17 protein-coding genes are annotated in these 20,793 nt (G+C 45.7%); 14 read left to right on the top strand and 3 right to left on the bottom strand.

Going from position 1 to position 20,793, the window contains the following annotated elements; genetic code table 11:
• Window positions 1-26: 26 nt before the first annotated feature.
• From AC0MXB_RS17490 to nifJ, 8 genes are all read left to right on the top strand, one after another.
• Window positions 27-923, top strand: a complete 897-nt coding sequence (locus AC0MXB_RS17490) for a dihydrodipicolinate synthase family protein (RefSeq protein ID WP_474041009.1) — start codon at window positions 27-29, stop codon at window positions 921-923.
• Between the two features lie 135 nt (window positions 924-1,058).
• Entirely contained in the window at window positions 1,059-3,107 is a 2,049-nt protein-coding gene (locus tag AC0MXB_RS17495; RefSeq protein ID WP_474041010.1) for a sigma-54 interaction domain-containing protein, read from the top strand.
• 140 nt (window positions 3,108-3,247) lie between these two features.
• The gene (locus tag AC0MXB_RS17500; RefSeq protein ID WP_474041011.1) at window positions 3,248-4,015 is read left to right on the top strand and encodes a gamma-glutamyl-gamma-aminobutyrate hydrolase family protein; all 768 of its coding nucleotides are present in this window, start codon (window positions 3,248-3,250) and stop codon (window positions 4,013-4,015) included.
• On the top strand, window positions 4,012-5,304 hold the full coding sequence (locus tag AC0MXB_RS17505) for an APC family permease (RefSeq protein ID WP_474041012.1): 1,293 nt from the start codon (window positions 4,012-4,014) through the stop codon (window positions 5,302-5,304). Before AC0MXB_RS17500 ends, AC0MXB_RS17505 begins: the two co-directional genes overlap by 4 nt.
• Window positions 5,305-5,423: 119 nt before the next feature.
• Window positions 5,424-6,224, top strand: coding sequence for a MerR family transcriptional regulator (locus tag AC0MXB_RS17510; RefSeq protein WP_474041013.1), 801 nt, complete (start codon window positions 5,424-5,426; stop codon window positions 6,222-6,224).
• A 241-nt stretch (window positions 6,225-6,465) separates the two neighbouring features.
• Window positions 6,466-7,653: a trans-sulfuration enzyme family protein gene (locus AC0MXB_RS17515; RefSeq protein ID WP_474041014.1), complete on the top strand. Its 1,188-nt coding sequence runs from the start codon at window positions 6,466-6,468 to the stop codon at window positions 7,651-7,653.
• Between the two features lie 17 nt (window positions 7,654-7,670).
• The gene (locus AC0MXB_RS17520; protein ID WP_474041015.1) at window positions 7,671-9,242 is read left to right on the top strand and encodes a BCCT family transporter; all 1,572 of its coding nucleotides are present in this window, start codon (window positions 7,671-7,673) and stop codon (window positions 9,240-9,242) included.
• An 86-nt stretch (window positions 9,243-9,328) separates the two neighbouring features.
• A complete protein-coding gene (gene nifJ / locus AC0MXB_RS17525) occupies window positions 9,329-12,838 on the top strand; it encodes a pyruvate:ferredoxin (flavodoxin) oxidoreductase (RefSeq protein WP_474041016.1) in 3,510 nt (1,169 codons plus the stop codon).
• 105 nt (window positions 12,839-12,943) lie between these two features.
• Here nifJ and AC0MXB_RS17530 read toward each other — a convergent pair whose 3' ends face one another.
• From AC0MXB_RS17530 to AC0MXB_RS17540, 3 genes are read right to left on the bottom strand one after another with little or no spacing between them, the layout of a single operon-like run.
• Complete coding sequence (locus AC0MXB_RS17530; protein WP_474041017.1) at window positions 12,944-13,744, bottom strand: N-acyl homoserine lactonase family protein; 801 nt, start codon at window positions 13,742-13,744, stop codon at window positions 12,944-12,946.
• Window positions 13,745-13,804: 60 nt separating this feature from the next.
• Window positions 13,805-15,112: an acetyl-CoA hydrolase/transferase family protein gene (locus AC0MXB_RS17535; RefSeq protein WP_474041018.1), complete on the bottom strand. Its 1,308-nt coding sequence runs from the start codon at window positions 15,110-15,112 to the stop codon at window positions 13,805-13,807.
• 26 nt (window positions 15,113-15,138) lie between these two features.
• The gene (locus AC0MXB_RS17540) at window positions 15,139-16,590 is read right to left on the bottom strand and encodes a 4-hydroxyphenylacetate 3-hydroxylase family protein (RefSeq protein WP_474041019.1); all 1,452 of its coding nucleotides are present in this window, start codon (window positions 16,588-16,590) and stop codon (window positions 15,139-15,141) included.
• A gap of 441 nt (window positions 16,591-17,031) precedes the next feature.
• On the opposite strand from AC0MXB_RS17540, the gene AC0MXB_RS17545 reads away from it, so the two are divergent.
• The 6 genes from AC0MXB_RS17545 to AC0MXB_RS17570 are packed head-to-tail and all read left to right on the top strand — an operon-like array spanning window position 17,032 to window position 20,788.
• Entirely contained in the window at window positions 17,032-17,328 is a 297-nt protein-coding gene (locus AC0MXB_RS17545; protein WP_474041020.1) for a NifU family protein, read from the top strand.
• Between the two features lie 10 nt (window positions 17,329-17,338).
• On the top strand, window positions 17,339-17,611 hold the full coding sequence (locus tag AC0MXB_RS17550) for a hypothetical protein (RefSeq protein ID WP_474041021.1): 273 nt from the start codon (window positions 17,339-17,341) through the stop codon (window positions 17,609-17,611).
• 1 nt (window position 17,612) lies between these two features.
• Window positions 17,613-17,858: an acyl carrier protein gene (locus AC0MXB_RS17555; protein ID WP_474041022.1), complete on the top strand. Its 246-nt coding sequence runs from the start codon at window positions 17,613-17,615 to the stop codon at window positions 17,856-17,858.
• Window positions 17,859-17,867: 9 nt separating this feature from the next.
• Entirely contained in the window at window positions 17,868-18,542 is a 675-nt protein-coding gene (locus AC0MXB_RS17560) for an MBL fold metallo-hydrolase (RefSeq protein WP_474041023.1), read from the top strand.
• Window positions 18,532-19,602 (top strand): LuxE/PaaK family acyltransferase, encoded by a 1,071-nt coding sequence (locus tag AC0MXB_RS17565; protein ID WP_474041024.1) that lies wholly within the window; start codon window positions 18,532-18,534, stop codon window positions 19,600-19,602. The genes AC0MXB_RS17560 and AC0MXB_RS17565 overlap by 11 nt, the downstream gene beginning before the upstream one ends.
• A complete protein-coding gene (locus AC0MXB_RS17570; protein ID WP_474041025.1) occupies window positions 19,592-20,788 on the top strand; it encodes an acyl-CoA reductase in 1,197 nt (398 codons plus the stop codon). The genes AC0MXB_RS17565 and AC0MXB_RS17570 overlap by 11 nt, the downstream gene beginning before the upstream one ends.
• The last annotated feature ends 5 nt before the right edge of the window (window positions 20,789-20,793 follow it).

Consider the following 20,793-nt stretch of genomic DNA (forward strand, 5'->3'; position numbering starts at 1 on the left):
ATATAAATTAATAGGGGGATTTTCACATGGATTGTAAATATATTACGCCCATTTTGACATCGATTAATGGGGATGGTTCCGTCGATTATGCAACGATGCACAAGCTTTACGATACGCTGATTGACGCCGGAATTGACGGCATTCTCGTTGGCGGAAGCTCTGGTGAATTTTACGCATTTACTTATGAAGAGATCAAAGCGTTCATTCTTGATGCGATTTCTTATATTGGCGATCGGGCCATTGTTATGGCTGGTACGGGCCGGATGGTTTATGATGAGACGGTTGCTTTGTCGAATGAAGTGCTTGCCGCTGGCGCGAGTTCCGTTCTTGTCGTAGGCCCTTACTACAGCGCTTGCAGCCAGGAAGATATTTTTAACTACTATGATCGCTTGCTTAGTGCTGTAAAAGGACCGCTGTACATTTACAATTATGAAGATCGTACTGGCTATGATGTAAAACCAGCAACGATTCTGCGCTTACTGGCAAAACACGATAATCTTGCTGGAATGAAAGATACTCATGCCGTACTTCGTCATACCCAGCAGTATATTCAACTGGTCAAATCGCAGTACCCGCAGTATCTTGTTTACACAGGTTATGATAACAATTGCATCCCAACGGTTATTTCCGGCGGTGACGGCTGTATCGGAGCGCTGTCAAATGTGTATCCGACCATGTGCGCTGAGGCGATTGATGCACTGCAAGTCGAGGATCTGACTCGAATGACCAAAGTGCAGCGAGCCATTGATGCAAGAATGCGATTTTATGAAGTTCATACGCCCTTCAATCCGGTTATGAAGTGGTGCATGGCAGAAATGGGCACAGGAATGCAGGAGCATTGCAAAGCGCCGATTACGGCGTTAACAGATACGGAAAAAGCGGAACTCACTGATTTTGCCGCTGCTTTGTGGCGCAATAAATAAGTCACTGAATGCCTGCTAATGGCGCGTAAAACTATATAGAATAAACAGAAAACAACTCTCGTTCATGCTATAATTTTCATGAATGGGAGTTGTTTTTATCTATTGCGGTAAGAATGGGAATGGAGCGCTAAAGATATGCCAAGCATTGGTATTGTTACTAAGAGTCGTCAGTTTTCCCTCGGAATTTTTTTGCGAGACAATCTTCGCGAAGTTTTGGGGGATACTGTAAAAATTCATAATTACTATGTGGACGAATTGCAGAGTGGCCAATGGATTCTAGATGATGTTGTTCTGACTATGAGCAGCTCTAATCAAGCGGATACATATCCCTTTGTTCGAGATAAGCAAAAAGTCAGTGTCGTGAGGCGGACTATTCAGGCCCGCGATGTCTATCGACTTTTCGCCATTCCGCCCCATACGGAAGTGCTTGTTGTCAATGACCATGCGGAAACAACACGACAAACCGTTGCTTTATTGTATCAACTGAATGTAAAGCATCTAGATTTTATTCCCTACGATCCCGGGCAGAATTATGAACAGATTCATTTTGCCGTTACTCCGGGAGAAAGTCATCTCGTACCTAACTATATCGCGGAAATTATTGATTTTGGCAATCGTCTTATTGATACCTCCACTTTTATTGATATTTTTGACCGGCTGTTAATTTCTGATCCTGAAGTGACGCGCCGCTTGTTGGCTTATGCCGAAGGAATTGTTGCTTTGGATAATGGCGTAAATAAGCGGTTTCGTGATCTGTTTGTCAAAAATACCGAGCTAGATACGGTGATCAATTTATCCCATGAGGGCATTTTGGTTGTCAATAAGCAGCGAGAAATTACGCTGTCTAATCAAGCCTTGTTAAGAATCCTTGATTTTCCTCAGAATTTAGCTGGTCGCGATTTAGCCGCAGTGTTTGATGGGGAACTTTTTACGTTGTTATGCCGGGATAGCCAAGCAGACCAAGTTACTTCCTATCGGGGAAAATCCCTTGTTATTACTCGTAAAGCCATGAAATATTGTGGCGAAGTAATTGGCGTCTGTTATGTGTTTCAAGAGATCACTCATATTAAGCGGTTGGAGGAAACGTTAGGCAGGCAGTTGTCCAAGAAAGGTCTTACTGCGAAATATTGCTTTACTGATATTTTTACGCATTCGCCAGCTATGCAAGAGTGTATTGCCCGAGCTAGAAAATTTGCTGCTTCTGATTTAACAGTGTTGATTACCGGTGATACGGGGACAGGCAAAGAACTTTTAGCGCAGTCGATTCATCAGGCATCGCAACGAGCGAAATATCCTTTTTTGGCCATCAATTGCGCCGCCGTGCCGGAAAATCTACTGGAAAGCGAATTGTTTGGCTATGTAGGCGGCGCATTTACAGGAGCTATGAAAGAAGGAAAAGCCGGTTTATTTGAACAGGCAAACAATGGAACCATCTTTCTCGATGAAATTGGCGATATGCCTTATGCGCTGCAGGTACGACTGCTGCGAGTATTGCAGGAGAAGCAGGTCATGCGTCTTGGGTCTAGCAAAGTCTTGGATATTAATGTGCGCATTATTGCGGCGACGAACCAGGAGTTATCGCAGCATATCCAAGATCGGCAGTTTCGCAAAGATTTATATTATCGATTAAATGTGCTGCCGTTAAAAGTGCCGGCATTATATGAACGAAAAGAAGATATATTACCGTTGTTAACCTATTTTCTGGCCGAAGAGCATCAGCAAAACAAATCCTTTGATAGTGCCTGCTCCGAAGTACTCTTAGCCTATGGTTGGCCGGGAAATATTCGGGAATTGCAAAATACAGCCGCTTTTCTGACCTTTGCGGCAGGAAACGTGATTACTCTGGCTGATTTGCCTCATCATATTATGGATCAGCTTTATGAGTTTACGGCAGAATACGATACATTATCAACCAAATGCAGTTGGCCCAAAGTCGTGGCATTACTCAAGGGCTTTGAAGCTATGGGGATACAAAAAGGCGGTGTTGGTCGAGGACGGTTGGCGGCATGGTTAACGCAGAATAGTGCGGGAGTCAGCGAAACGGAAATTCGGCAGATTCTCCTATGGTTGAATCGTTTGGGAATCGCTCGTTCTGGTGTGGGGCGAAGTGGAACGAATCTGACAGCAAAGGGAGACTTGTTTGTAAATTGGCTAAAAAATAGGGTGGAAAAGCAACCTGTTTAACCTGTTTTTGCCAATGCACGATCCGTTGTTGTGAAAAATCACTGCTGTTTCAGCCGAAGTGCTGGCTTTTTACTAGAACGGTCTTGTTGGCATGGATCATGCATCTATTTAAGAGGTAAGCAAATACCTGGAGGTGCATGATGAGTAAGAAAAGGATTGTGGGAATACTTCCGAATATTTTGTTTGACCGTGAGGGTGCTTTTCCAGGCATGGAGCGGGTCTATGTGAATTCTGCTTATGTCCGGGCTGTTGAAGCGGCTGGCGCTGTTCCGCTCTTGTTACCGGTGATAGCTGACGAGGCGGCGATTCAACGTCAACTGGACTGTGTCGATGGTTTGCTGTTAAGCGGCGGTTATGATGTAGATCCCTTGTATTATGGCGAAGAACCCATTCCAGAGCTAGGCCTAACTTTGCCTGAGATGGATCGTCATCAGCTTGCGGCGGCACGGCTCTGCCGTGACATGAACAAACCCATGCTGGGAATTTGCCGGGGGCTTCAGATCATGAATGTCGCTTTCGGTGGTACGCTTTATCAAGATATTTATAAAGAACAAGCGAGTGGTAAAAAGCCTGCTAGTTTGGAGCATGTGCAGAAAGGGAAGCGGCGGGCTCTTTCCCATACAGTAGATATTGTGCCGAATACTCGTCTAGCCACTGTTTTAGGGGAAGGCGCTGTTCTGACTAATAGCTTTCATCATCAGGCTGTCAAAGATATAGCGCCGGGATTTGTTGTCAATGCGGCAAGTCGCGATGGTTTGATTGAAGGTCTGGAACTGCCTGACGCTGTTTTTACTGTCGGCGTGCAATGGCATCCAGAAGACCTGTGTCCCCATTATGAAAACATGGCAAGACTTTTTGCCGCTTTTGTGGCGGCCTGCGACTCGGTTAAGCCAGGAGGCGAGGCATGATGAAAACGGCAGCGAATAAATTGGGTTTTTGGAGTATTGTTTTGCTTGGCATTAATGGCGTTATTGGGTCAGGGATCTTTTTGCTTCCCGGCAAGGCTATGGAACTTGTCGGACCTGGCAGTATTTTTGTCTATCTGTTTATGACTGTCATTATTATGTCGATTGCCTTGTGTTTTGCAGAATGCGCCGGTAAATTTAGCCGCTATGGCGCAGCTTATGTATATGCTCGCGAGGCCTTCGGCGGCTTTGTCGGGTTTGAAGTGGGGCTAATGAGTTGGGCCATACGGGTTATCGCCTGGGCGGTTATGGCTGTTGGCTTTGCAACGGCGCTCAGCGCAGTCTGGCCGCCTGCGTTAGAAGAACCGAATAAAACAATCATTGTTTTAGCGATTCTCATCGGGTTGAGTATCATTAATATCTTAGGTGTAAAGATGGCGGAATTTGTGAATAATGTGGCTACGGTTGGGAAATTAATTCCGTTGTTGTTATTTGTGGCTATCGGTATTTTTTATATTCATGGCGAGAATTTTACGCCCATGTTTCCCAAGGGATTAGAAGTGGATTCCTTCGGAGCGGCGGCTTTGCTCATCTTTTATGCCTTTACTGGTTTTGAGGCTATGGCCGTAGCGGCGGAAGATATGGATAATCCTCGTCGTAATCTGCCTATTGCCATGATGGTCGTTATGGTGGGCTGCTCGGCCATTTATTTTCTCGTGCAGGCAGTCGCTGTCGGAACACTGGGACCGGCGCTTGCCAAAAGTACGGCGCCCATCGCTGATTCCGCCAAGGTTTTTCTGGGCGAGCAGGGAAAATGGCTAGTGACGATTGGTACTTTGATTTCAATTGGCGGAATCAACATTGCAGCTTCTTTTAGCAGTCCGCGCAGTGGTGTTGCTTTGGCTGAAGACGGGCTTCTGCCCAAAAAGCTCACGGAGAATGGTCGCTTTGGCACGCCAGTATGGGCGATTCTTGTGAATTTGTTACTGACTATACCGATTGCTTTATCGGGTTCGTTTGTTCAGCTTGCTGCGATTAGTGTCGTTTCCCGCTTTGCCCAGTATTTGCCGACCTGCTTAGCCGTGTTGGTGCTGCGGAAAAAACGCCCCGATTTGGTCAGTTCCTTTAAAGTACCTTTTGGGCCTGTCATTCCGACTTTTGCTACTTTGATTAGCATTTGGTTGTTGACGAAAGCCACAGCAGTTCAGCTGGAATGGGGCTTTGGCGCTTTAATTTTGATTACGCCGCTGTATTTCGTGCTGAAATTATTTGGCAAAACGGGCAAGAATTAAAGTAACTTAAAAACCTTATTGTTACAATAAGGTTTTTTTCTAGAAATTAGGACAAAGGATTCGGTTGTAAGTTAAAATAGAAAGGAAGGCTATGTTTGATATAAGGAGTTAGTATTCTCATGAAAAAGTACTATACGATTGGGGAAACTGCTAAACTATTGGGCGTTACGGCGCAGACGCTGCGGCATTATGAGAAAATCGGCATTCTTGAACCGCGCTACATATCGGAAAAGAACGGCTATCGCTATTATGAGTTCAATCAGTTCCATATTATTGACCGGATTAAGTATTTGCAGTATTTAGGATTGTCCTTAACTGAGATTGGCAATATCGTAAAAAAAGGCACAGTCGATGGACTTTTGCCAGCGTTAGAGCAAGAGTGGCAAGAGGCGAACCGGGAATTAGAAGTGATTCGCACCCGGATTAAAGATGTGGAATGGTATATTGACTATTTCACGTATCTCAGTAAAATGGATGCTTCGAAAGCGCTGTATCGCATGCACATGGAAAAGCGTCATTTGATTTATGTACCCTGTTACGATGATGATGAATTAGCCGACATGGAAATTCGTTTGGCGAAGGCGCGTAGCCGCAAAGAACTTCATCACTTGTCGTATCGCCGCCAATATGGCTATGAGTTAACACCCAATAGTTTGTTTCAGAGAAAATTTGATCCTAAAACATACTTTATTTACTTGAAGGATCGGCCTTCCTTCTTTACTCCTTACTATAAAGAACTGCCAGCCGGAGAGTATCTCTGTTTTCGCACGAAATTGTTGCAGCAGAAATGGGATACGACGCTGTTACAGAAATACTTTGACTTTTTGCCAAGGCCAACGACGATTCTGGCCTTGGAATTTGAAAATAATTTAGTGGAGTATATGAATGCTGATTATGAAGTGCAAATTCTGCTAGAGTAAAATCTGTGGGAACAAAGACTTTTTCCATGAGTGTAACTGGTAATATTGAGCAGATCAATGAACGAAACATACTGAGAAGATGCCTATTCTGTAAGTCTACAGGATAGGCATCTTTTTTTATATCTTCTGTGATTAAAGATTATTCGGTTTTATCTGAAAATTCCTCTTGACCTATTGGTAACAACAAGGTTTATTCTTTACCGTACAAACCAATCTACATTTTGAGAGGAGATTTTTGGCGATGCCGAAAGAGTTAACGAGAGAGACCCATATTTTATATGCCGGAAGTGAGGCTAAGCTTCCGATTGAGCACCCGGAAACACCGCCGATCTATCATTCTACTGCTAACATTATTCGTGATATGGATGATTACGATTTTGCCAGTACGGGCGGTAAATATTATTATTCCCGGACGGCCAATCCGAATCGGGACGGTGTGGCAGAAGCGATTTCTTATTTGGAAAAAGGCGAACAATCTTTAGTCTGTGCGTCAGGAATGGCGGCTATTTCCACGGCAATATTATCGCTGATTCAAGCAGGCGATCATATTATTGCAAGTCGTTCGATTTATGGCGAAACAATCGAGCTATTTGATCGTATTTTAATGAAACTGGGCGTTGAGGTTACTTATAGCGATTTTACGGATATCGCCAGTGTTCGTGCCGCTATAAAACCGAATACGAAAATGCTCTATACCGAGATTATTGCGAATCCGCTCATTGAGGTTATCGATATTGACGCGATTGCCGAATTAGCTCATAGTATTGACGCATTAGTGCTGGTAGACAGTACCTTTACGACGCCGCTGGCCATTCGCCCACTAGAACACGGCGCCGATATTGTGATTCATAGTCTGACGAAATATTTTGGCGGCCATAGTGATATTACCGGCGGCTCCATTACAGGTAGCGCTAAATTAATTAAGAAGATTTACGGGGACTTTTTGCTGCTAGGCGGCTGTTTAGATCCGAATAGTGCTTGGCTGATGCTGCGCAGTATTCGCACGATGGAACTGCGTGTAACCAAGCAGTTTGAGAATGCGAAAAAAATTGCTGAGGCTCTGCAAGCCGATCCTCATGTACGCTATGTAAATTACCCAACATTAGCCAATCATCCGCAGCGTGACTTAGCGGCCAGATTAATGCCGAATGGCTGTGGCGCTATGCTGAGCTTCCGTGTAGAAGATGACCGCGCCAAAGTGAATGCTTTTATGCATAAATTGAATGTGGTAAAATATTTGGGAACTTTAGGCGGGTATCGTACGACGATTGCCCATCCAGCTACGGCTTTCCGCAATGAATTTACGCCAGCCCAACTAAAAGAAATGGGTATGGAAGAAGGCTTAATTCGTATTTCTGCCGGAGCGGAAGCCATCGATGATTTGATTGCTGATTTTAAACAGGCCTTGACCGTTTTTGAGAAAGTGTAAAAAGAGGAGCGTGCTATATGTTCAAAAATATTAACCTGCCAATTGCGCTGTTGGCTGTAGGCTTACTTGTCGCTATGGTGATTCCTATGGCGATGAATCCTGATGGAAGCGCCGCCTTTATTAACATCTTTTATTCTGTTATGACGCTAAACTTACCTTGGTTATTTATGCTGATTGCTTTTTTAAGTGCTGTATTTGCTGCGTTTATTATGTTCTCTAAATATGGCGACATCCGCTTAGGCGGTGTTGATGCAAAACCTCATTATTCGTTTTTTACTTGGGCGGCCATGAATATGTGTTCAGCCGCTGGTGCGGGAATTTTGATTTTTGGCATGGTAGAGTGGATGTATTATGTTAAAACGCCTCCCTTTGGCGTAGAGCCCATGTCAATACAGGCTTATGAATATGCTTCCGCTTACGGCATGTTTCATTGGGGCTTTTCCGCCTGGGCGATTTATTTGCCTGTTTCCTTAGCATTAGGGTATATCTTCTGGAATAAACAAGTAGACTCTTTAAACTTGTCTGATTTGTGTAAGAGTGTTTTAAAAGGAGACAGCCTGCCAGTACGCATTACAAGGACTTGTATTGATAGTGTTGTTGCGTTTGGTTATATTGGCGGACTTGTTTGTACGGTTGGTTTAGGAACTTCGATTTTAGCAGAGCTTGCCGGACATTTGCTGAATATGACAGTCACTTTTGAACTACGCATTGCGGTCATTCTTGTGTTCTGTTTGTTCTTTATCTTGTCAACGTCCAAGAGTATTGCCAAAGGAATTGGCATTATCAGTGATTTTAATGTCAAACTAGCGATTGGGTTTTTCCTGTTTGTTTTCTTGGTGGGGCCGAAATCGTTTATATTGAACAATTTTGTCATGGCGATTGGTACGAATATTCGCGAGTTTGTCCATATGAGCTTTAATACGGATTCGATTGCGCAAACTGGTTTTATTCAAGAGTGGACAGTATTCTATTGGGCTTGGTATGTGGGCTGTACCATTTCTGATGGGTTATGGCTGGCCCGTGTTTCCTACGGTCGTACCTTCCGCGAAATTGCGATTGTACGGTGTATTTGGACGTCCTTAGCTTGTTGGGTAGCTTTTGCCGTACTTGGCAATTATGGCATGAACCTAGAATTGACTGGAACGCTTAATTTATCGCAGATCGTTGCGGAAAATGGCAATAATGCCGCTGTATTAGCTGTTTTAAAAACTCTGCCATTCTCGGGCCTGGCGATTGCTGTCTATATGGCGGTAGTGTTTATTACTTTGGCTTGTGGCGCTACGGCAGCTTCGACGGTTGTATCTATTTTAACTTCGAAAAACTTGAAAAATGATGAAGAGCCGAATAAATGGTACAAAGTATTCTGGGCATTTCTCGTGTTGCTGCTGCCTGTAAGTATTTTGTTCCTAGAGCATATGGTGCCAGGGCTGAATGTATTAAAAACGATTCAGTCGGTAACTTCCGTCTTCGCATTGCCGATGCTGCTCGTTATTGCGTTACTGCTTGTGACCTTCTATAAAATATTAAAACAGGATATTGCTAATAAGTGTATTCCTGTCGATAAAAATAAACTGTTTAAGTGGAATTAAGTAAGAAAGTAAATGAAATAAGATAACAAAGTAAGTAAAATTAAGTGGAAAATTTTATGTTTTAGCAGAGGAGAGGATTTTTTATTATGGCAAGAAAAATGAAAACAATGGACGGCAATACAGCCGCCGCCCATATCTCTTATGCATTTACTGATGTAGCGGCAATCTTTCCGATTACGCCGTCATCGAATATGGCTGAAAGCGTCGATGAATGGGTTGCACAAGGCCGTAAGAATATTTTCGGACAGACTGTAGAAGTCGTAGAAATGCAGTCAGAAGGCGGCGCTGCCGGTGCTGTGCACGGTTCCTTGCAGTCTGGTGCGTTAACAACGACCTATACGGCTTCGCAAGGTCTGTTGCTCATGATTCCGAACATGTACAAAATTGCTGGTGAACTTTTACCTGGCGTCTTTCATGTAAGCGCCCGCGTGATTGGCGCTAATGCGATCAGCATTTTCGGCGATCACTCTGATGTGATGGCGACAAGACAGACTGGCTTTGCCTTGCTTGCTGAAAGCAGTGTACAGCAAGTTATGGATTTGGCGGCAGTCGCCCATTTAGCAGCCATTAAAGGCCGCGTTCCCTTCCTCAATTTCTTTGACGGGTTCAGAACGTCTCATGAAATTCAAAAGATTGAAGTGCTCGAATATGATGAACTGGAAAAACTCGTCGATATGGATGCCGTTCAAGCATTCCGTCGCCGCGGCTTAAACCCGGATCATCCGGTTCTGCGCGGTACCGTACAAAACTCGGACATTCACTTCCAGCAGCGCGAAGTCACGAACCGTTACTATGACGCTTTGCCGGAAATCGTGGAAGAATACATGCAAGAAATTACGAAACTCACTGGCCGTGAATATCACCTCTTTAACTATCATGGCGCGCCTGATGCCGAACGTCTGATTATTGCTATGGGTTCCATGTGCGAAGCCATTGAAGAAGTGGTGGATCATTTAAATGAGCAAGGCGAAAAAGTGGGTCTCTTGACGGTACATTTATATCGTCCTTTCTCGATCTCGCATTTCTTCAAATACATTCCGAAAACCGTCAAGAAAATCGCTGTTCTCGACCGGACGAAAGAAATGGGCTCCTTGGCTGAGCCGCTCTATCTTGATGTAAAATCGGCCTTCTATACGAGCGACTGGCACCCTGTCATTGTGGGCGGACGCTGCGGCGTGGGCGGCAAAGACGTCATTCCGAGCCACATTGAAGCCGTTTTTGCCAACCTCAAGGCGGATGCACCGAAAGACGGCTTTACGGTCGGAATCATTGATGATGTGAATCACACGTCCCTGCCTTTTGGCCAAGATATTGATACGACGCCAGTCGGTACGAAAGCTTGTAAGTTCTGGGGTCTTGGTTCTGACGGCACCGTCGGCGCTAATAAGAGCGCCATTAAAATCATTGGCGATCATACGGACTTGTATGCTCAGGCCTACTTTGCCTATGACTCGAAAAAATCCGGCGGCGTAACGATCTCCCATTTGCGCTTTGGCAAACAGCCGATCAAAGCGCCATACCTCATCAACAAAGCGGACTTTATCGCTTGCCATAACCAATCCTATGTGGATAAATACAATGTCTTAGAAGGCATGAAATCCGGTGGCAACTTCCTCCTCAACTGTAGTTGGAATGCCGAAGAGCTTGACACGTACTTACCCGCCGCGATGAAACGCTATATCGCGGAAAAACAGATTCACTTCTATACAATTGATGCTGTGAAAATTGCCCAGGAAATCGGTCTTGGCGGACGTATCAATATGATCATGCAGGCAGCGTTCTTTAAAATTGCCGACGTGATTCCCGTGGAAGCCGCAGCGAATTACTTAAAAGAAGCCGTTGTAAAATCCTACGGCAAAAAAGGCGAAAAAGTCGTGGCGATGAATCAGGCGGCGATTGACCGTGGTGTCACTTCTTGCGTGAAAGTAGACGTTCCAGCTGCTTGGGCCCAGGCTGAAAGCACGGAAGCTGCAACGGCGCAAGTTCCTGACTTTATTAAAAACATCCTTGTTCCAGTGAATCGTCAAGATGGCGACAAAGTACCAGTCAGCGCTTTCTTGCCAGTAGAAGACGGCACCTATCCTGTGGGCACAGCGGCTTATGAAAAACGCGGCATTGCCATTAATGTACCAGAGTGGCAGGCTGACAAATGTATTCAATGTAACCAGTGCGCCTATGTATGTCCTCATGCGGCGATTCGCCCGATCCTTGTGAGTGAAAGTGAAGTGGCGGCAGCTCCGGCCGGCTTTGTCGTAAAACCAGCTGTTGGCGCCAAAGACTTGTCCTTTAGAATGGCTGTTTCCACCCTCGACTGTACCGGCTGCGGCAACTGTGCGCAGGTTTGCCCGGCCAAAGAAAAAGCGCTTATTATGCAGCCGCTAGCTACGCAGACAGAGCAGGAAACTTTGTGGGATTATGCCATGAAGGTATCGCCGAAAGCGAATCCTATGAAGAAAGAAACGATCAAAGGCAGTCAGTTTGAACAACCGCTGCTCGAATTCTCTGGCGCTTGCGCCGGTTGTGGCGAAAGCCCTTACGCCAAACTCGTCACGCAGCTTTATGGCGATCGGATGATGGTAGCTAATGCGACAGGCTGTTCGTCCGTATGGGCAGGCAGTACGCCATCGGTGCCTTATACGACGAACCATCGCGGTCATGGCCCGGCTTGGGGCAATTCCCTCTTTGAAGATAATGCTGAATTTGGTTTAGGTATGCTGCTTGGCGTGAAACAGTTAAGAAAGAAAGTAGCTGCTGACGTAGAGAAAGCTCTGACTGGAAACCTCAGCAACGAATTGCGCAGCGCATTGACCGAATGGCTGAACGGAAAAGATACGAGTGAAGGTACGCGCGAACGGGCGGATCAGGTCATTGCGGCACTCGAAAATGAAACCGAAAAAGATAGTTTGCTGCACGCAATTGAACAAAACAAAGACTTTTTAGTAAAACGGTCGCAGTGGCTCTTTGGCGGCGACGGCTGGGCTTATGATATCGGCTTTGGTGGTCTTGACCATGTACTAGCCTCTGGCGAAGATGTAAATGTACTTGTCTTTGATACAGAAGTGTATTCGAATACAGGCGGTCAGTCTTCGAAAGCAACGCCGACAGCAGCGATTGCGAAATTTGCGGCAGGCGGGAAACGGACGAAGAAGAAAGACCTTGGCATGATTGCCATGAGCTATGGCTATATTTATGTAGCCCAGATTGCTATGGGCGCTGATAAGAATCAGACGTTAAAAGCCATTGCTGAAGCCGAAGCCTATCCAGGACCGTCACTCATTATTGCCTATGCACCATGTATTAATCATGGGCTGAAAGCAGGCATGGGTTGCAGTCAGGAAGAAGCGAAACAGGCTGTGGCAAGCGGCTACTGGTCCTTGTACCGCTTTGATCCGCAAAAGAAAGAAACGGGCGCGAATCCTTTTGTGCTTGATTCGAAAGAGCCAACCGCCGACTTTAGAGAATTCCTACTGGGCGAAGTCCGGTACTCGGCGCTCAAAAAACAGTTCCCCGAAATGGCGGAAGCTTTATTTGAGAAGACCGAAAAAGATGCTAAAGATCGCTTGGCCAACTATAAGCGACTGGCTGATATTCACTAAGGGTGTCAGAGGTTTACAATCAGAGTTTCAGAAAAAAAGGAGCAAACACGGTTACGTGTTTGCTCCTTTTACTTTGATTGGCTGTTTTATTTTGACAATCTGGCTTTATTTATAGAATTTCGGGGCTAAGTCTAAGGTTTTAAAGAATTCATAATCATGGGCGAAGATCACTTTCGCATTATATTTCTTCTCTAATTTCCGAACCTTTTCAATGGATTTAAAGAAGGCAATACTGTCATGTAAGAAGCCGCTCATTTTTGCGGGAGGGCCATAAATAGTGCTCGTGTAGATACAGTCTTGCGGGAGAATAATTGTTTGACCATCTAAATGTACGACAAGGCCAAGCAAATTTGGCGTATGGCCAGGCAGACACAAGACTTCGACGCCGGGAGCAATTTCAAAATCTTCATCAATGAGATGATATTGTTTTACTGGGGCTTCTAAATCGCCTTTAATGTAGCCGCCGTGTTTTTCCGGATCGGGGTTTTGATGAACCATGGCGAGGCCTTGCATGTAGTCTTGTTTGGGCACGTACACATCGGCATGGGGGAAGAGATGAATATTACCGGCATGATCCAGGTGCATGTGGGAAAGAATGACCGTTTTAATATCTTCCGGTTTTACACCGCAGAGAGCTAACTGGTTTTCCAGACGTTCTTCTTTGGTTTGATAGAGCGGATATACTTCCTGCATGATTTTTTGCCAATAGCCGTTCATGGCATTGGGGTTGCTGCCTGTATCGTATAAAATGTAGCCGTCTTTTGTTTCGATCAAAAACGCCATGACTGGCAGCTTAATCCAATTGTTCTGAACATGGGGCTGGCTTTTTGTGCCGACAGTTGCACAGCCAACTACGCAATTTTCATCCGTTTCCAAATAACCGGTGTTTAGTATATAAAGTTTCATAATGTCCCTTCTTTCATTTCAATTTAGCAGCGGAAAACTCGTTGTTATTACACAGTGAGATTAGCCTTCAAACTTGGCATGAAACCGTTGTTCAAACTCAGCAATTAAGCTGGGACGAAAATCAGGATGGGCAATATTAATGAGCGCTACGGCGCGCTGGCGTAGTGTTTTACCTTTTAGGGCGGCAATCCCGTATTCGGTGACAACATAGTCGACATCATTGCGCGAGGTCGTAACCGCTGCGCCTGGATCAATGTGCGCGCAGATCTTGGAGACTTTGCCATTGGCTGTGGCCGAAGGCATAGCGATAATGGCTTTGCCGCCTTTGGAACGGGCCGCGCCGCGGACGAAATCGACCTGACCGCCTACGCCGCTAAATTGACGGGAGCCAATCATTTCGGCGTTGACTTGACCCATTAAGTCGACTTGCAGCGCTGAATTGATGCAGACAATATTGTCAATTTGGGCGACGATAAAGGGATCATTCGTGTAGTTTACGGGCTTTACGATGACGTCAGGATTGTGATCAACAAAATCATATAATTTTTTCGTTCCCATGAGGAACGTCGCGACAAATTTGCCTGTATCAACGGTTTTCTTGGCGTTATTAATAACGCCTTTGTTGGCTAAATCGACGACGCCGTCTGAGAACATTTCCGAATGAATGCCTAGGTCTTTTTTATCACCGAGGAAGGAGAGGACTGCATCGGGAATTGCCCCGATCCCTAACTGGAGCGTGCAGCCGTCGGCAATAAGAGAAGCCACATATTCGCCAATCTTTTTTTCGGTTTCCCCGATTTTGGGCGGCTGCAGTTCAATGAGCGGTTCATCCTGCTTGATCATGTAATGGATATCATCGAGTGAAATGCTATTACCGTACGTATAGGGCATATTTTTATTGATTTGAGCAATGACAAGCTTTGCCGCTTTTGCGGCTGCCTGGGTATAGTCAACGGAGATACCGAAACTGCACAGGCCATTTGCGTCAGGCTCAGTTACTTGTAAAAAGACAACATCGACAGGGATGAGGCCGGAAGCAAAGGCTTCTGGGACCTCACTAAAGAAGATCGGCGTAAAGTCAGCACGGCCTTCTTCGACAGCTTTGCGGGTTGATCCGCCTACAAACAAGGCGTTGTGGCGAAAGTGATGTTCCATGCCGCTCTGGCAGTAGGGGGCCGACCCCATTGCTACCATATGAATGATTTCTACATTTTCCAAGCGATCCGCTTGGGCGACTAATTCGCTCGTTAAGACTTGTGATTCACCGCAGGCATGGGTGAAGACAATTTTATCGCCTGATTGCACGTGGCTGACCGCTTCTTTAGCGGTTACTAGCTTATTAGCATACTTGCTTTCCCAATCTTTCAATGGTTACACCCTTTCCATTTGTAAGATCATTCTTCAATTTTAGCAATTTCTTTCGCCAATTTTTTCTTCATACGAAGATTGCCTTGGCGCGCAATCATGATACGCTGCGCTTGTGGTGAACCAGCGCCATGCATGGATTCCGTACGATAGCCCACTGCGGCGGTGCCCAGACAGAGGTTTTCAATGAGACGTAAAATTTTGAGGCGATTCTCCGTGGAGACGCTGGCTGTGCCGCGGAGATATTTTTCTACATAAGGTCCTAGTTTCGGATCGCGCAAGTCTTGTTCCGATGGCGCTGTTACCATCAGGCCGCCGGCAATATCTTCAGCTAAGCGAACGATTTCATAAGGGAAGCGCGTGACATTCTGCTTACAGACATTGGCTAACAGCAAGTCGATTAAGTAGTTGCCTGCTTCTGTTTTTGTGCCAAGGGCGGAGCATGCAATGCCGCAGGCATATAAGGTTTCATTTAAGTGTTGCATTTCAATAATTTTGTCTTTAATATGCGATACTTTCGGGCAGCCGTTATAATCAGCCGCTACAGCGGCAGCGCCAATGAGTACGTCGCCAACGCCGACTTTACAGCCGCCGTAAGACTGACGGTGATAACCGGCAAACCGTTCTACGAGAGAACCAGCAAATTCCACTTCGCCATTTAAGAAGATCTGTTCATTGGGAATGAAAACATTATCAAAGATAACGAGGGCTTCTGTGCCGCCGAATTCAGGGTTGCCTGTATCCATGGGAGCGCCTTCTAGTTTTCTCGTATCGCAGGACTGACGGCCAACGATCATAAAAATGCCTTCCGCATCAGTCGAGCAGGAAAAGGCAATGGCATAGTCTTTGTCATCTTCGCCCATGGCGATGGTAGGCATAACAATGACTTCATGGGAGTTAATAAAGCCAGTCTGATGCGCTTTGGCGCCGCGAACGACAACACCGTCAGGGCGACGTTCTACTACATGTAAATAAAGATCAGGGTCAGCTTGCGCATGGGGCGCGAGGGCGCGGTCGCCTTTCGGATCGGTCATCGCGCCGTCAACAGTGAGGTCGTTTTCCTGAACATATTTTAAGAACTTCATGAAATTTGCATGATAGCTTGTTCCGTACTGTTTATCTGTATCATAAGTCACCGAGAAGACGGCGTTGAAGGCGTCCATGCCGACGCAGCGTTGGAAGCAAGAAGCCGTTTTTTGGCCGCAGAGACGCTGCATTTTCACTTTATCCATTAAATCCTGAGTGCTTTGATGAATGTGAGTGAAGCGATTTACCCGTTGGTTCGTATAGGGTGACATCGCTGTCATTAAGTCTTCGTATTCCGGCAGTTGGGCTAGATCATAAGTGGCTTTTACGGAGTTTAAAGAGGGGCGAAGAATCGGATCGTCCACTGGATTTTCAATTTTTTTGCCAAACATATACACCTGCAGATTCTTCTTTCTCATACTTTCTACATACTGTTCTCCTGTCATTAATGGCATAACGGATCATCCCTTCTCGTTTTGTAATCTTTTTCACACAGTCCTGTGCGGTTGCTTTTTATACAAGCAAAAGTCATGCCCAAATGAAATTAATTTTGTTTTCTTTGCGGCGGCAAGGATCATTTCCCTAGAAATATCGTGGGAAAATTAAAAAAATTCTTATTGGTGACAACGCTTTGTTACGGCGATTGGGCTTTCATTTTCTGAAGATTTTGTTGCAAAAATGCAAACAAGACAAGCTGTTTGATGCATTTTTGGTAAGTTTTTCTAGGATATTAGCCTAAAAGGCCCGAAATAGCGGACTATTTCGGGCCTTTGCTTCTGGCATGTTTTTTGCAATAAATATAATGCAAGAGTATGAAAATTGCGATAACAAGCGGCGGGAACCGCGTTGACGCTTGTTCCGTTTCTGCAACGAAAACGAATAAGGATGTGAGCTAGATGACAACACCGATTTTAACGAAGATCGAAACTGTCTTAGATGAAGTAGTAAGGCCCGCATTAGCCGAACATAGCGGCAATGTAACTGTTGAAACCTTCACCGACGGCGTACTGCGAGTTCGCCTTACTGGCCGCTGCAACGGCTGTCCTTCGGCAATGGCGACGACGGAAGAGTTTATTGCCGAAAAAATACAAGCGCGATTGCCGGAGATTGAAAAAGTCTTGTTAGTCACTGCCGTGAGCGATGATTTGATTGCCCAAGCAAAAGCTTTTTTGCGGCATGAATATCCCCGCTGAGGAGGTAACCATGAATATTGGGATCAAATATTGCGGCGGCTGTAACAGCCATTATGATCGAACCGAAGAAATTGCCGAATTAGTGAAAAAGTTCCCAGAGTACACCTTCCTTTACGCGGCCAAAGGAGCTGCTCTTTGTGAAGTATGGCTTATTGTTTGCGGCTGCAGTGTTTGCTGTGCTGCTACGCAGGGACTTATTGCGACAGAAAAACTCTTTCTGCTTCATACACCGCAGCAGTTTGCGGCTGTTGTTGCATTTTTACAACAAATAGAAGAAAAGTGAGATGATTTTCATGACTAAGCTGGAACAGTACTCTAAGTTATTTGTGGATCAATTTAAAGTAACTCCGGAGGAACTGCCTGATTTAAAGTATCGCGGCATTAAATTGTGGGATTCGCTAGGCCATATGATGTTGATGGAAGCCATTGAAGATTTATTTGATATTACCTTTGCGACTCAGGATGTGTTAGCCTTTACTTCTTATCCAAAGGGAATTGAACTTCTAAAAAAATATGATGTGCATTTATAGGCGAGCACCATGACTACTTTTGGCGAAGCTTTGCCTGTGTGTATTGTCGATCCAGTCACAAAGAGCAATTGCTACATGTTAGAAGCAGCTGGCCATGTCGTGATTATCGATCCCAATGACTTTGCTCAAATCCAGCAGTTGCTAGAGGAGCGGGGCTGGACGCTTGATCTGGTCTTTTTAACGCATGAGCACTGTGATCATATTTCAGGGTTAAATTCCTTGCGAGAGCTTTACGATATTTCTGTTTTAGCTAGCAGCGCTTGCAGTGATGGGATTCAAAGTACGACGCTCAATATGACGCGGATTATGGAGTCTTATTTGTATTTTAAAAGCGGCGGCTGTGATTTAAGGAAATACCCTAAGTTTACCTGTAAGCCGGCCGATATGACGTTTGATGATTCCTTTGCTTTACGATGGTATGAATATCATTTCCGCTTTCTTGCAGTTCCCGGTCATACCCTTGGGAGTACTTGTATTGTCGTCAATGATCGGCTGCTCTTTTCCGGCGATTACTTTCTTCCCGGCGAAGCCGTTTTGACTCGGCTGCCAGGCGGAGATGAAATGGCCTATGAAGCGAAAGGAAAGCCGATTCTTCGTTCCTTGCCAGATAATATACGAACATTTCCAGGACATGGCGAAGCTTTTCTCTTAACAAAGGAGGTAAAGCGAGACTATGGATTATAATGAATGGCTGTCGTATAAACCCTATAGTTGGCCGCAGGCGGAAAAGGAAGAACGTTATCTGACTTACTTTAAAGAACTGACGGAGTTCCATAGGAAGCACTGCCCTTCCTATGGTCGGATGCTTGATTTGCTTGGCTATCGCGCGGGCCAAGTTACGAGTCTGGCGCAAATTCCCTTCCTGCCGATTACTTTATTTAAACGACAGAACTTAAAAAGTATTGCGGAGGAAGCGGTGTTTAAAACGATCACTTCTTCTGGTACGTCAGGGCCGGTATCGCGCATTTTTCTTGATGCAGCAACGGCCCAAAATCAGCAGTTCACCTTAAATGCGATTGTGCAAGAATTTATCGCATCGTCGCGGTTACCCATGTTGATTATTGATGCGCCTTCTGTATTGACGGATCGGGAAAAATTTACGGCCCGCGGCGCGGCAATTCTCGGGTTTTCCATGTTTGCCAAGCGGCGGTATTATGCACTTTCTGATGACCTGACGATAGATGCCACTTCGCTGCGCAGCTTTGTTGAAACTTATGCCGGTAAGCCTGTTTTGCTGTTTGGCTTTACCTTTATGGTTTGGAAGTATTTTTATGAGGCCCTCCAGGCCCAAAACCTGCGCTTTGATTTTTCCCAGGCCATTTTAATTCATGGCGGCGGCTGGAAAAAACTGCAGCAGGAGGCGGTATCGCCCGCGGAATATAAGCGTTGCCTGCAAGCGCTGTTTGGTATTACACGGATCCATAATTACTACGGCATGGCGGAGCAGACTGGCTCGATCTATATGGAATGTGAATATGGTCACCTACATGCCAGTATCTTTTCTGAGATTTTAGTGCGAAATCACCTTGATTTTTCGCTTTGTCCTGTTGGGAAGGCCGGAATTCTTCAGGTGCTTTCGCCGATTGCCATATCCTATCCGGGACACTCCCTCCTAACAGAAGATGTGGGTAGGCTGCTGGGAATTGACGATTGTCCCTGTGGTCGTAAAGGAAAATATTTTTCTGTAGATGGGCGAATTCCATCGGCTGAAATCAGGGGGTGCAGCGATACGTATGGACAGTGAATTTGTAAAACTTGCTGGGGACTGGCCGATTCGACCAAGGCCGCGCACCCTTTTTTCGCCGCTCGTCATGGACTTTCTTGCGCAGTTGGAGGCAGCCGTCAAAAGTGACAACGCGCTTTTCGCTGATCCATCCTATCAGGCCTTTGCTTTCTGGCTGCGCCGCAAACATGTCGAGTCGTTCCGCCAAGAGACGAGTCACAGTGCAAGCCGCATTGGCCGCGGGCTTGTGTTTCATATTGCTCCGGCCAATATTCCGGTGATGTTTGCTTATAGCTTGGTCCTGGCGCTGTTGGCGGGAAATTGTAATGTGATTCGCCTATCGCCGCGAACGGTGCAGCAAGCGGCGCCGCTCATTGCTGTGATTGCTAGGCTGCTTGAGCGTGAAGAGTTTTCTGAACTGAAGGCGGAAAATGTTTTAATTTCCTATGAAAGAAATGCTTCGTTGACGGATCGCTTGTCATTATTGTGCGATATGCGGGTTTTGTGGGGGGGCGATGCTTCGATCACCGAAATTCGAAAATCACCGTTGGCGCCGCAAGCGACAGACGTAGTTTTTGCTGATCGCTTTTCCCTTGCTGTTTTTGACAGCGAATTTGTGCATCTCTGCAGTGACAATGAGCTTGCGTTATGGGCTCATCGTTTTTATAACGATACGTACGCTATGGATCAAAATGCTTGCTCCAGTCCGAAAATCATTTTTTGGGTGAATTCGAAGGCGAAAGAAACCGTTACGGTTCTGTCAGAGGCGCGGCGTCGTTGGTGGGAAGTTCTAGCGCGCCAAGCTGTTGATTATGATTTGGCCCCGATCAAGGTGAGTCAGAAGTACAGCCAATTATGGCATTTTGGCATGACTTGCCCAGAGTTAGCTACAGTCGATTGCTTTGAGAATCGCCTCTATGTCGCTACGTTGGCGACTGTGCCTGATGATATAACGCTTTTATCAGGGAAGTTTGGTCTGTTTTTTCAGTATGAATTAACAGAGTTAGCGGACTTGCTGCCCTTGGTGACGAAGAAAGTTCAGACCATTTCGGTTCTGGGAATTGACCCTGCCGTGCTGCGTCGTATGTTGCTGACGAGTCGTGTGACAGGGGGAGATCGAATTGTTTCTGTCGGCCAGGCGATGGAGATGGATGTGATATGGGACGGCGTCAATCTCTTAGAACGCCTGTCGCGTATTATTCGATAGGAGGG

The organism is Pelorhabdus sp. sgz311001 (assembly GCF_055901755.1).